This is a genomic window from Lysinibacillus sp. BNK-21 (genome assembly GCF_048684915.1).
GTDB classification, from domain to species: domain Bacteria; phylum Bacillota; class Bacilli; order Bacillales_A; family Planococcaceae; genus Lysinibacillus; species Lysinibacillus capsici.
In genome coordinates this window covers 4,545,484-4,558,310 of the sequence record NZ_JBLQTS010000001.1, presented here as the reverse complement: position 1 = coordinate 4,558,310, position 12,827 = coordinate 4,545,484, and the positions used below count along the sequence as shown (strand labels likewise).

12 protein-coding genes are annotated in these 12,827 nt (G+C 36.2%); 4 read left to right on the top strand and 8 right to left on the bottom strand.

Annotation, left to right across the window (positions count from 1 at the left end):
* Positions 1 to 128 precede the first annotated feature (128 nt).
* From noc to rpmH, 8 genes are all read right to left on the bottom strand, one after another.
* On the bottom strand, positions 129 to 1,028 hold the full coding sequence (noc, locus tag ACMGGO_RS22795) for a nucleoid occlusion protein (protein WP_004233323.1): 900 nt from the start codon (positions 1,026 to 1,028) through the stop codon (positions 129 to 131).
* A 179-nt stretch (positions 1,029 to 1,207) separates the two neighbouring features.
* The gene (gene rsmG, locus ACMGGO_RS22790; RefSeq protein ID WP_066038358.1) at positions 1,208 to 1,924 is read right to left on the bottom strand and encodes a 16S rRNA (guanine(527)-N(7))-methyltransferase RsmG; all 717 of its coding nucleotides are present in this window, start codon (positions 1,922 to 1,924) and stop codon (positions 1,208 to 1,210) included.
* A 115-nt stretch (positions 1,925 to 2,039) separates the two neighbouring features.
* Positions 2,040 to 3,932 carry a tRNA uridine-5-carboxymethylaminomethyl(34) synthesis enzyme MnmG gene (gene mnmG, locus ACMGGO_RS22785; RefSeq protein ID WP_048395211.1) on the bottom strand — a complete coding sequence of 631 codons (1,893 nt, stop codon included), beginning with the start codon at positions 3,930 to 3,932 and terminating at the stop codon, positions 2,040 to 2,042.
* Positions 3,933 to 3,959: 27 nt separating this feature from the next.
* The gene (mnmE, locus tag ACMGGO_RS22780; protein ID WP_374805753.1) at positions 3,960 to 5,345 is read right to left on the bottom strand and encodes a tRNA uridine-5-carboxymethylaminomethyl(34) synthesis GTPase MnmE; all 1,386 of its coding nucleotides are present in this window, start codon (positions 5,343 to 5,345) and stop codon (positions 3,960 to 3,962) included.
* A gap of 249 nt (positions 5,346 to 5,594) precedes the next feature.
* Positions 5,595 to 6,392, bottom strand: a complete 798-nt coding sequence (gene jag / locus ACMGGO_RS22775; protein WP_048395207.1) for an RNA-binding cell elongation regulator Jag/EloR — start codon at positions 6,390 to 6,392, stop codon at positions 5,595 to 5,597.
* Complete coding sequence (gene yidC / locus ACMGGO_RS22770; RefSeq protein WP_025115704.1) at positions 6,389 to 7,159, bottom strand: membrane protein insertase YidC; 771 nt, start codon at positions 7,157 to 7,159, stop codon at positions 6,389 to 6,391. The genes jag and yidC overlap by 4 nt, the downstream gene beginning before the upstream one ends.
* A 373-nt stretch (positions 7,160 to 7,532) precedes the next feature.
* A complete protein-coding gene (gene rnpA / locus ACMGGO_RS22765; protein ID WP_048395204.1) occupies positions 7,533 to 7,877 on the bottom strand; it encodes a ribonuclease P protein component in 345 nt (114 codons plus the stop codon).
* A gap of 100 nt (positions 7,878 to 7,977) precedes the next feature.
* Entirely contained in the window at positions 7,978 to 8,112 is a 135-nt protein-coding gene (gene rpmH, locus ACMGGO_RS22760; protein WP_004233310.1) for a 50S ribosomal protein L34, read from the bottom strand.
* 591 nt (positions 8,113 to 8,703) lie between these two features.
* Between rpmH and dnaA the strand changes: the two genes are divergently transcribed.
* The 4 genes from dnaA to recF all read left to right on the top strand — a co-directional run bounded on the left by dnaA (position 8,704) and on the right by recF (position 12,816).
* Entirely contained in the window at positions 8,704 to 10,053 is a 1,350-nt protein-coding gene (dnaA, locus tag ACMGGO_RS22755; RefSeq protein WP_004233307.1) for a chromosomal replication initiator protein DnaA, read from the top strand.
* A gap of 169 nt (positions 10,054 to 10,222) precedes the next feature.
* A complete protein-coding gene (dnaN, locus tag ACMGGO_RS22750; protein WP_004233305.1) occupies positions 10,223 to 11,359 on the top strand; it encodes a DNA polymerase III subunit beta in 1,137 nt (378 codons plus the stop codon).
* A gap of 113 nt (positions 11,360 to 11,472) precedes the next feature.
* The gene (gene yaaA, locus ACMGGO_RS22745; RefSeq protein ID WP_004233303.1) at positions 11,473 to 11,697 is read left to right on the top strand and encodes a S4 domain-containing protein YaaA; all 225 of its coding nucleotides are present in this window, start codon (positions 11,473 to 11,475) and stop codon (positions 11,695 to 11,697) included.
* Positions 11,698 to 11,700: 3 nt separating this feature from the next.
* Complete coding sequence (gene recF / locus ACMGGO_RS22740) at positions 11,701 to 12,816, top strand: DNA replication/repair protein RecF (protein WP_048395200.1); 1,116 nt, start codon at positions 11,701 to 11,703, stop codon at positions 12,814 to 12,816.
* Positions 12,817 to 12,827: the final 11 nt, after the last annotated feature.

Below are 12,827 nucleotides of genomic sequence, written 5' to 3'. Positions count from 1 at the left end.
AATTTGAAGAGAGTTGTATAAAATATTAAGAATAAATACAAAAAAGGAGATATCTCTATTAATCTTCTGAGATATCTCCCCTGTACAGTGATAAATTTGATCATAAATTATTTTTCTAAAATAATTTATTACACTTTTTTCTTTTTAGGAATCTTCACTGTAATTTGATAGTATTCTTCTGTATCTTCTTCTTCAGTTTTCACCGTAATCCCACTTTTCGTTACCATCGTTAAAGACTGTTTGATGGTATTCAAAGCAATACGTACATCTTTACTTATAGCTTTACGTTTCGGTTTAGCTTTCTTTGGAATTGATTCTTCCTGCTCATCAGCTACAGGATGTAATATAGCCTGGATTTGCTCCTCTAACTGTCGCACATTCCAATCATTTTCAATTGCTAGCTGCAAAATTTCTAGTTGCAATGGTTGATCTTTAATAGCAATTAATGCACGTGCATGTCGTTCAGATATTTTTCGCTTCAAAATAGCTTGCTGTACTTCATCTGGCAGCCTTAATAAACGTAATTTGTTGGCTACAGTGGATTGTCCTTTTCCAAGTCTTTGGGCAAGAGCTTCCTGTGTTAGCTCATGAAGCTCTAATAATTTTTGATAGGCTACCGCTTCTTCAATAGCAGTTAACTCCTCACGCTGCAAGTTCTCTATTAACGCAATAGATGCTGTTTCCTTATCAGTTAAATTACGTACAATAGCAGGGACTTCTGTCCATTGTAGCTTTTTCATCGCTCGATAACGACGCTCACCAGCGATAATTTCATATTGATTGTCTGATGTTTTACGTACAACAATTGGCTGAATCACACCATGTGTATGAATGGTTCTTGATAATTCTTCAATTTTTTCATCATCAAAAATAGTACGTGGCTGAAAACGGTTAGGTACAATTTGATCAATAGGCAACTTTATGACTTCTTCCGCTGCATGAACCGCCTCTGCTTGTTCTACTTCATTTTTCACAATAGGCTCTGTTTTACTTCCGCCTCCAAAAAAACGTGAAAAAGGACTTTTCATCCAAGTGGCACCACCTTTAAGTAACTATCTTGCTCTGTGTCATTCTATTATTATTTATTATATTTCTTTAAATGTATATAGTTCATAGATGTCTTTTGCGTGAACCATCCATAACTAGTATGTATGCTCAAAATAGAAAAAATATTTTCCACTTTGAGAAGTTTCACATGAAACACTAATTATTGAATCGGTGTTTTATTTGGTACACCTGGCTTACGCGGATATTTTTTCGGTGTTCCTTTTATTTTATCAAATATATATAAAATGCGTTCACTTTCTTCAACAGGTAGCTTGAAAGAAAATTCCTCTCTCAGTTTAACACCCAATGTTGTTAAAGCTTTTTTAGCATCCTTTAGTTCTTCTGCCCCAGCTGCGGCTTTTAAAGCAACAAAATATCCATCTTGTTTCGCTAAAGGTACACATAACTCTGCTAGAACGGATAAACGAGCTACAGCTCGTGCTGTTACCACATCAAATTGTTCGCGGTATTTTAAATTTTGGCCAAACTCTTCCGCTCGAGCATGTACAAAATGCATATTCTCTAATTGTAACTCATCACTTAAATGATTTAAAAAGGTAATTCTTTTATTTAAGGAGTCGACAATTGTAACTTGTAAATGTGGGAAACAGATTTTAATTGGGATACTTGGGAAACCAGCTCCTGCCCCAACATCACAAACAGTTATGACTTTTGAAAAATCAAAGTAAAATGAAGGACTAATCGAATCGAAGAAATGCTTTAAATACACGCCTTCTAAATCTGTAATGGCAGTTAAATTCATCTTTTCATTCCACTCAACAAGTAATTCAAAATACTTTTTAAATTGAGCAATCTGTATATCAGAAAGTTCGATACCTTTCTCTTTCAGAGCTTCAATAAATTGTTGTTCGTTCATGTAAAGTCTCCTTTGTTGATCTAGCTATACAACTCCAACTAATAGTATAGCTTTAAAAATAGGAAGCGGGCACAATGGTATGCCCGCCTCTTATTCACTTTACTGTTGTTGATGATCAGCTGCTTACTTTCGCAATTTTACCTTGTTCAATATAAACAAGCAGAATTGAAATATCAGCTGGATTAACACCAGAAATACGAGAGGCTTGCGCAATAGATAGAGGTGTAACTTGTTTTAATTTTTGACGCGCTTCTGTTGCTAAACCTGAAATAGCATCGTAATCAATATTCTCAGGAATTTTTTTATTTTCCATTTTGTGTAGTTTCTCTACCTGTTGCAATGCTTTTTCGATATAGCCTTCATATTTAAGCTGGATTTCAATTTGTTCTTTCACTTCATCCGCCAATTCGATTTCTGCCGGAATTAAAGAAGAGATTAACTCATAATGCATTTCAGGACGTTTTAATAAGTCTGCACCACGTATACCGTCTTTTAATTCACTACCACCAACAGAACGAATAACAGATTGTGTCGCTTCATTTGGCTTAATAATGACTTCACGAAGACGTGCAATTTCATTTTCAATCAGCTCTTTTTTCTCATTGAAACTAGCATATCTTTCTTGTGGAATCATCCCCATATTGTAAGCTAACTCTACTAATCGTAGATCTGCATTATCATGACGTAATAGTAAACGATATTCTGCACGAGATGTTAATAAACGATATGGCTCATTTGTTCCTTTTGTCACTAGGTCATCGATCAAAACGCCAATATAAGCATCCGAACGGCTCAAAATTAATTCGTCTTTACCTAGTACATTAGCAGCAGCATTCATGCCCGCCATTAAGCCTTGCGCGGCAGCTTCTTCATAGCCAGATGTGCCGTTGATTTGACCCGCTGTATATAAGCCTTTAATACGTTTTGTTTCTAAAGTTGGCCATAGTTGTGTTGGCACAATTGAATCGTATTCAATAGCATAACCAGCGCGCATCATTTCCGCATTCTCTAAGCCAGGTATAGATTTTAGTAAACGTGTTTGAACATGCTCTGGTAGGCTTGTTGACAAACCTTGAACATAAACCTCACGTGTATTGCGGCCTTCTGGCTCTAAGAAGATTTGGTGTCTTGGCTTATCATTAAAACGTACAACTTTATCTTCAATAGATGGGCAATAACGTGGACCTGTCCCTTTAATCATCCCTGAATACATCGGTGAAAGATGTAAATTTGCTTCAATAATTTCATGAGTTTCAGGGCTTGTATATGTTAACCAGCAAGGTAGCTGATCCATGATGAATTCAGTCGTTTCAAAACTAAATGCACGTGGAACATCATCACCTGGTTGAATCTCTGTTTTGTCATAATCTATTGTTCGATTATTCACACGTGGTGGTGTACCTGTTTTAAATCGAACTAGATCAAAACCTAGCTCTTTTAAATTATCAGCTAAGCGAATTGACGGTTGTTGGTTATTAGGACCACTTGAATACTTAATATCACCAATAATGATTTCACCACGTAGGAAAGTACCTGTTGTCACGACAACTGTTTTAGCACGATAAACGGCACCAATTTGTGTAATGACTCCTTTTACTTCCCCATCCTCAATAATCAACTCTTCAACCATCCCTTGATGGATTGTTAAGTTTGGTGTTTCTTCTAATACTCGTTTCATTTCTTGCTGATACAAAACTTTGTCCGCTTGTGCGCGCAATGCACGTACAGCTGGGCCTTTCCCTGTATTCAACATTCGCATTTGAATATGCGTTTTATCTATCACTTTCCCCATGACGCCTCCTAAAGCGTCAATCTCACGTACGACAATTCCTTTGGCAGGACCACCAATAGATGGATTACATGGCATAAATGCAATCATATCTAAATTGATTGTTAGCATTAATGTGTTAGCACCCATTTTAGCTGCGGCATGTGCAGCTTCTGAACCTGCATGACCAGCACCAATCACAATCACATCAAACGTGCCTGCCTCATATTTTGTTGGCATGCTCGTACCTTCCTTTCTTTCTGAAAATTATTTTCCTAAACAGAACTGAGAAAATAGTTGATTGATGAGGCTTTCTTGAACAGTATCACCAATGATTTCGCCAAGTATTTCCCATGTTCTTGTTACATCAATTTGTACCATATCAACTGGTACACCATCCTGTGCAGCTGCTATTGCATCTTCTACCGTTGCTTGTGCTTGGTGTAGAAGGGCAATATGTCTTGCGTTTGAAACATATGTTAAATCGCCCGCTTCGATTTGTCCCTCAAAGAATAGTGCAGCAATGGCTTCTTCTAGCTCTGTAATACCTTCCTCTTGTAGCAGAGAAGTTGTTACAATGCGATGCTCACCAGCTAATTCCTTGACACGAGCCAAATCAATTTTTTGCGGTAAATCTGTTTTATTGACAATAACGATGTAATCCATCTCTTCAATTGTTTCGAATAGACGCTCATCCTCAGCAGTTAATTCATCTGCATAGTTTAATACAAACAGAATTAAATCAGCTCCACGAAGAGCTTCCCGTGAGCGTTCTACTCCAATTCGTTCAACAATATCTTCTGTTTCCCGAATACCCGCTGTATCCACTAAACGAAGTGGAACACCTCGGACATTGACGTACTCCTCTATAATATCACGAGTAGTCCCTGCAATATCTGTCACTATGGCCTTATTTTCTTGTACTAAGCTATTTAATAGTGAAGATTTCCCTACATTCGGACGACCTAAAATAACTGTTGATAATCCCTCACGTAAAATTTTTCCTTGAGAAGATGTTTGCAAAAGTTTTATAATTTCATTTTTTACCCATGTACATTTCTCTACTAATACAGGTACAGTCATTTCTTCTACATCATCATACTCTGGATAATCTATATTAACCTCTACTTGGGCTAATGTCTCTAGTAAAGCTTGGCGCAAATCACCAATAAGTCTCGATAATTTTCCATCCATTTGACCCAGAGCCACATTCATCGCACGATCTGTTTTAGCTCTTATCAAATCCATTACTGCTTCAGCCTGTGATAAATCAATACGTCCGTTTAAAAAGGCACGTTTTGTGAATTCACCTGGCTCAGCTAACCTTGCTCCATTTGTTAAAGCAAGTTGCAACACGCGTTTGACTGAAACTAATCCACCATGACAGTTTATTTCAACTACATCCTCACGTGTGAATGTTTTTGGCCCACGCATCAGCGATAGCATTACTTCCTCTACTACCTCATTAGTTTTAGGATCGACTAAATGTCCATAATGAATAGTGTGCGAATCTTTGGTTGTTAAACTTTTTCCCCCGGGTGATTTGAATATTTTGTCTGCAATCGTCACAGCCTCGTCTCCACTTAAACGAACGATGGCTATGGCACCTTCACCCATCGGTGTGGATATCGCAGCAATTGTATCGAACTCCATTTAATGACCTCCTCAACGTTATCCACATGTGGATAATCAAAACCGACCAATACTTACTAACACCTTAGACTAACATATTTTCAGCAAAATCTAAAGTAAGGATCATTTCCAAATGTGGATAAAATCAATTTTTCGCTAATCATATTTTCGACAAAATTTGCTACGTTTCATTAAAAAAGGTCATTTTATCTAAAAGATAAAATGACCTTTCAAAATATATTGTCTGTATGATTATGTGAAACAGTCTAATTATTTTTTTACTGGTTCTATTACTAAATAACGATTAGGCTCCGTACCTTCTGAATACGTTTCAAGATCTAGGCGGTTTGCTAATTGATTATGAATTATCTTTCGTTCGTAAGACGGCATTGGTTCAAATGCCACACGTTGATTTAAGCGTAATGCCTTATCCGCCATTCGATCCGCAAGTAATTCTAAAGCTACTTGTCGACGCTCGCGATAGTTTTCTACATCTAGTTTCACCATTAAGAACTGCTTTGCGCTTTTATTTAATACGAGTTGTGTTAATTGCTGTAAGGAATTTAATGTTTGACCTCGTTTCCCTATAAGCAGGGCAGCTTTCTCACTTTTTAGTTGAAATAATACATATTTCCCTTCGCGTGTCGTAGCAATCTCAAGATCATGAATAGCCAATTGTTCAGCGATACTACTTAAATAAGCCTTTGCCTCTTCAATTGGATTTGCTGAGTCATCCTCATCTTGTTCTTTAACGACTTGTTGAACTTCTTCCATTTCACTTGGTTGTTCAGAAACTTGTGAACTTAGTGTTTCAACATCATCTACTTCTATTGGTTCATATAATTGAGTTACTACCTGCAATTGCGCATTGTCGCTTTCAATTGTCGGAACCTGAACTTCTTTTACTGTTACACGTACCTCTGCAGAACGTGCACCAAAACCTAAAAATCCTTTTTTACCTTCTTGTAAAACTTCAACATCTACTTGTTCACGGGTTTTGCCAAGTTTCTGTAACGCCAATGAGATCGCTTCTTGTGTTGTTGCGCCTATTTGCGTAAGTTGTTTCACTTTTTAGCCCCTCCATTTTGAGCAGGTTGTGTTTTATCTTTATTCCAAGGTTTATAAATGTACAAGTTTTGGAAAATCGAAATAATGTTTCCGATTACCCAGTATAATGATAATGCGGCTGGTAAGGCCATACCAAAACCAATAATCATGAATGGCATAATATACATCATAATTTTCATTTGAGGATTATCCATTGCTGGTCCTGTACGTAACACGATAAACTGCATTAAGCCAGCTGTAATAGCTAATGCAGGTGCAGGATCTGCTAGCGGGAAGATAAAGAAATTCCCTAAATCAAATGTTGATGTTGCATTCATACGGCTAATTGCATGATAGAAACCAATTAAGATTGGCATTTGAATGATTACTGGTAAGCATCCTGCAAGTGGATTTACTCCAGATTCACTCATTAACTTCATCATTTCTTGCTGATATTGTTGTTGTGTCTGAGCATCCTTAGAAGCATACTTCTTTTGCAGTTCCTTCAATTTTGGTTGAATTTCTTGCATCTTTTTAGAACTCTTTGTTTGTTTGATCATCAATGGTAAAATTGCTAAACGAATAATAATCGTTACGGCAATGATCCCCCATGCATACGTACCTAGCAGATCAGCAAAGTATTTTATTGCTGATACCAACGGCCAAACAATGAATTCATTCCAGAAGCCTGTGCTATCTTTGGAAATTGGTTCATTGAATTCTGTACAACCAGAAAGTAGTAAGGCTACCGATACTAGTGACAAAATTACCCAATGTTGTTTTTTCAACCTTCTTCCCCCTACAATTACTATTCACTTTTTCTTATTCTATATGGTTCTTTTTGTACCGACAGTTTCCTATCACATAATCGGTTTAACGTCAGTAGCCTTATCTTTATTTCAGTCCACTTTTGAGAGTCCTCGATGAAGATAAAGTTATCAGTTATTTTATCATGCCTATAACATTCACTCTACTAAATATTCTAACTACACATACTTATTCCTAGGATAAGTTGTGAATTTTACATATTTTTAAGCGAAAACTCTCGACACAAATACCCCCGTGTGTATAATTCTCTTACATATAATTTTATGCAAAATCACATATTATTTATTCTATTGCTAACAGTACAGGCGTAATTTCACCACTTGGTTGCATACATTACACTTTTTTCATTACCTTTGCGATTCGTAGTACATGCTGCAAACTTTGTTTCACTTCATGAAAATCCATAGTGGCCGCCGGATGTCTGGCGATAATAACATAATCCATATTCGGCTTTAGCTCATCTTTTAATTCATGAATACTTTGTCGAATATAGCGTTTTACTTGGTTGCGTGTTACCGCATTCCCAAGCTTCTTACTAACTGATAAACCTACACGAAATTCCGTTTGTCCCTCTTTTACTAAAAAATAAACAACAAACTGACGATTAGCGAAAGATTTACCTTTTTTAAACACCTTTTGAAAATCATCATTCTTCTTCACTCGTTGGCGTTTTTTCATTTCTTTCACCTGCTATTAGATAATATCTTTTGATCCTCATTTCTAGGTTTACCAAAAATAAAGAAAAAAAAGACCACTGATGTGGCTCAGTGGACTTATTTTATGCTGATAAAACTTTTCTTCCTTTACGACGACGAGCAGCAAGAACTTTGCGACCGTTTTTCGTGCTCATACGTGCGCGGAAACCGTGTACTTTGCTGTGCTTACGTTTTTTTGGTTGGTAAGTACGTTTCATTTATATAGACACCTCCTGATATGAGTTGAATTTTTCAACATACAGACTCGAATATTATATAAAGTATCTAGTTATTTTGTCAATGAATTTCACAAATTTCTTTTAATCCGTCGAACTATCTATTTATTCTATTCTCAATTTTCTAGTGTTTGGATCTCTACTAGAAATATTTTTTTCTACATAAACATAAAAATATTTATCCACAGAGTACTTGTTTTTTTTACACAGAGTTGTGTATAGTATTTTTTGCATTATTTTTTATCCACAACAATTATCTACAGGTTTCTCACATAAGCAGTGCTTGTGGACAACTATAAAGTGCATAACTGCAAGCTATGTGGATAAGTTTCACAAACTATTGAAATAGCTTTGTTTTTCTGATACGATTACTGTGCTTCACTTTGTTGAAAACTAAAACGAACATTTTAATTATCCACAACTGTTAATATGCTGTGGATAATTTTCATCACAGCCTTTGGTTAACTTTTATCCACAACTTGTGATTATGTGGACGAGTTATAAAATGAACGTATTTACAATTCTATAAATGCGATTTTTTTTGTATTGAACACTGTAAAGGAGATTAGTAGCTTGGAACATTTAGAAGAACTATGGAACAATGTCCTGGCTCAAGTTGAACAAAAAATTTCTAAACCAAGCTTCGAAACGTGGCTAAAGTCTACGAAGTTACTATCTTACAATGGTAGTGGGTCCACTGTGACAATTGCTGCGCCAAATTCGTTTGCTCGAGACTGGCTTGAAAATCATTATATTCATTTGATTACAGGTATATTAACGGAGCTAACAGGCGAAGACTTGCTTATTAAATTTGTTGTTCAAAAAAACCAGGATTCGGACGATTTTGATTTGCCAGCGCCGATTATCCAAGCAAAAAATAATGAACATCATGATATTTCACCAGGTATGTTAAACCCGAAATATACTTTTGACACGTTTGTTATTGGCTCTGGTAACCGCTTTGCACATGCAGCTTCGCTAGCTGTAGCTGAAGCACCTGCTAAAGCATACAATCCATTCTTTATTTATGGGGGAGTAGGGCTAGGTAAAACGCACTTAATGCACGCTATTGGTCATTATGTATTAGAGCATAATCCAAATGCTAAAGTAGTGTACTTATCATCCGAGAAATTTACAAATGAATTTATTAACTCAATTCGTGATAACAAAGCACTTGATTTTCGCAATAAGTACCGCAACGTGGATGTACTGCTAATTGATGATATTCAATTCCTTGCTGGAAAAGAATCAACTCAAGAAGAATTTTTCCACACTTTTAATACTTTACATGAAGAATCCAAACAAATTGTTATATCAAGTGACCGACCTCCTAAGGAGATCCCAACTTTAGAAGATCGGCTCCGTTCACGTTTCGAGTGGGGGTTAATAACAGATATTGCGCCACCCGATTTGGAAACTCGTATCGCTATTTTGCGTAAAAAAGCAAAAGCAGACGGTCTAGAGGTACCAAATGAAGTAATGCTTTATATTGCGAACCAGATTGACTCCAATATTAGGGAGCTTGAAGGTGCGCTTATTCGCGTCGTTGCCTACTCATCTCTTGTAAACAAAGATATTACAGCGACATTAGCTGCCGAGGCATTGAAGGATATCATTCCAAATTCAAAACCGCGAACAGTGACAATATTAGACATTCAAAATGCAGTAGGGGAACATTTTAGTATACGTTTGGAAGATTTCGCTGCTAAAAAACGTACTAAATTAATTGCTTTTCCACGTCAAATCGCTATGTACTTATCGCGCGAGTTGACAGATTTTTCGCTGCCCAAAATTGGCGAAGAATTTGGTGGCCGCGATCATACGACTGTCATCCATGCGCACGAAAAAATATCTTCTATGTTGAAAAATGACGTTCAACTTCAACAAGATGTTAAACAAATTCGTAGTATGCTAGGCAAGTAATTGCTGTGGACAAACTAACTATTTAAACACAAACTTATACACAGTCTATCTACATGTGGATAGACTGATTTTATTCATAAAAATATACTTATCCACAAATCCACAGGGCCTATTACTATATCTTTTTATTTTATATAAATAAATAATATAAATATGTGAGGGAAAACGAATGAAATTTGATATTTTACGTGACCGTTTATTAGAAGGTTTAAATGATGTCATGAAAGCAGTAAGTTCAAAAACAACTATTCCGATTTTAACTGGTATTAAAATTGACGTAACAGAGGAAGGGATCCGCTTAACTGGTAGTGATGCTGATATAACTATTCAAACATTTATTCCAGTAGAAGAAGATGGACAACAAATTATTCACATTACAGAAACAGGTTCAATTGTTGTACAAGCACGTATGTTTAATGAAATCGTACGTAAATTACCAACAAACGATGTTGAAATTCAAGTAACACCAGGTTTCCAAACGCATATTCGTTCAGGGAAATCGGAATTCCATTTAATTGGCTCAGATGCAGCAGAGTATCCTTTATTACCAGAGCTTACAGAAGATCAAAAATTTACTATTCCTGCTGATCTCTTAAAAACAATTATCCGTGAAACAGTATTCGCTGTTGCCACTTCAGAAAGTAGACCCGTGTTGACAGGTGTAAACTGGCAGATCAAAAATGAAACATTAATCTGTGTTGCAACAGATAGTCATCGTTTGGCAAGACGTAAAGTGCAACTCGAAAATTTACCAGAAGTTGAACATAGTGTAGTAATTCCAGGGAAAAGTTTGAATGAATTAAATAAAGTACTTGAAGATTCTACAAATCTTGTCCAAATCGTTATTACAAGTCAGCAAGTATTATTTAAAACTGGTGATGTATTATTCTTCTCTCGCTTACTGGAAGGAAATTATCCTGACACAACTCGTTTAATTCCTGAAGAGTATCAAACAAATGTAACAATTAATGGTAAATCTTTATTACAAGCTATTGACCGTGCATCACTTGTTGCACGAGGAGATCGTAATAATGTTGTCCGTTTTGAAATTTTAGATAACCAAGCAGTTGAGGTTTCTTCTAATTCTCCTGAAATCGGTAAAGTACAAGAAGAAATTCCTGTGGAAGCATTAGAAGGGGAAGGTTTGAAAATCTCATTCAGTGCAAAATATATGATGGAAGCATTAAAAGCAATAGATGGACAAGACGTAGTTATTCAATTTACTGGGGCAATGAGACCGTTTATTTTACGTTCCGTTCATGATGATGCTATTTTACAATTAATTTTACCTGTACGAACTTACTAAAGAATATAAGATCTGTTAAGATAGTCGCTCATTGTGACTATCTTTTTTTACTTATGGCGTAATTTTAGGTATGATAGAGAGATAGACAGTCTGTATTCGGAGGGGAACACACTATGCAGGACATTAAAATTGATGAGGAGTTCATCACGTTAGGGCAACTTTTAAAAATTACTGATGCCATTAGTTCAGGTGGAATGGCCAAGTGGTTTTTACAAGAACATGCTGTATATGTAAACGGAGAAGTAGACGATCGTCGAGGTCGTAAATTACGTAACGGAGATATTGTAAATATTCCTGGATGTGGTCGTTTTCAAATTATAGGACCAACTGGACAATAAATTATGTATATTGAGCAAATAAAACTTACAAATTACCGTAACTATGATGCCTTAGCTTTAAACTTCTCTCCAAAAATTAATGTTTTCATTGGTGAAAATGCACAAGGAAAAACAAATGTTATGGAGTCCATCTATGTTTTAGCAATGGCTAAGTCCCATCGAACAACGAACGATAAAGAATTGATACGTTGGGATTCAGACTATGGTAAAATAGAAGGGGCCGTTAAAAAAAGGCATGGTATTTTACCGATCGAACTTACGATTACAAAGAAAGGTAAAAAGGGCAAGATAAATCATATAGAGCAAAGTCGCCTTAGTCATTATATTGGTCAAATGAATGTCGTTATGTTTGCGCCAGAGGATTTGAACGTTGTAAAGGGAAGTCCGCAAATACGTCGGCGTTTTATTGATATGGAGATTGGGCAAATTTCGCCTGTCTATTTACATGATTTATTAACCTTTCAAAAAGTTTTAAAACAACGTAACCATTTTTTAAAAATGAACCAAGGCAAGTCCATGCCAAATGATGTGATGTATGAGGTCTACAATGAACAATATATTCACGCTGCTACCCAAATTATTCGTAAAAGATTTCAATTTATGGATTTATTGCAAGAGTGGGCGGAACCCATACACGCAGGTATATCGCAAGGTAAGGAAACACTGGTTATAAAATATCGTACGGTAGCTGGTATTGAAAAAGAACACTCTACTAGTGAAATTGAAAATACTTTACATCAAAAATTAATTGAAGCGAGAGAACGTGAATTTGATAGAGGCGTGACATTAGTTGGTCCACACCGAGATGATTTACAATTTTTAGTGAATGGCTATGATGTTCAAACTTATGGTTCACAAGGACAGCAGCGTACTACTGCATTGTCTTTAAAGCTTGCTGAAATTGAATTAATTAAACAAGAAACAAATGAAACACCCATACTACTTTTAGATGATGTTTTATCGGAACTCGATGATTATCGCCAATCGCATTTATTAAATACCATTCAGGGTGAAGTCCAAACCTTTGTTACAACCACAAGTGTGGAAGGAATTCATCATGAAACGATGGAACAGGCTCAACTGTTCCACGTGAAACAAGGTGCGATTGAAAGAAGTTAGCCAGGGTAGTT

What these genes read in the sequence shown, in the direction of transcription:
- noc (WP_004233323.1), bottom strand. Translation starts at nt 1,028, where the DNA reads ATGAAAAGTCCTTTTTCACGTTTTTTTGGAGGCGGAAGTAAAACAGAG.
- rsmG (WP_066038358.1), bottom strand. Translation starts at nt 1,924, where the DNA reads ATGAACGAACAACAATTTATTGAAGCTCTGAAAGAGAAAGGTATCGAA.
- mnmG (WP_048395211.1), bottom strand. Translation starts at nt 3,932, where the DNA reads ATGCCAACAAAATATGAGGCAGGCACGTTTGATGTGATTGTGATTGGT.
- mnmE (WP_374805753.1), bottom strand. Translation starts at nt 5,345, where the DNA reads ATGGAGTTCGATACAATTGCTGCGATATCCACACCGATGGGTGAAGGT.
- rnpA (WP_048395204.1), bottom strand. Translation starts at nt 7,877, where the DNA reads ATGAAAAAACGCCAACGAGTGAAGAAGAATGATGATTTTCAAAAGGTG.
- rpmH (WP_004233310.1), bottom strand. Translation starts at nt 8,112, where the DNA reads ATGAAACGTACTTACCAACCAAAAAAACGTAAGCACAGCAAAGTACAC.
- dnaN (WP_004233305.1), top strand. Translation starts at nt 10,223, where the DNA reads ATGAAATTTGATATTTTACGTGACCGTTTATTAGAAGGTTTAAATGAT.
- yaaA (WP_004233303.1), top strand. Translation starts at nt 11,473, where the DNA reads ATGCAGGACATTAAAATTGATGAGGAGTTCATCACGTTAGGGCAACTT.
- recF (WP_048395200.1), top strand. Translation starts at nt 11,701, where the DNA reads ATGTATATTGAGCAAATAAAACTTACAAATTACCGTAACTATGATGCC.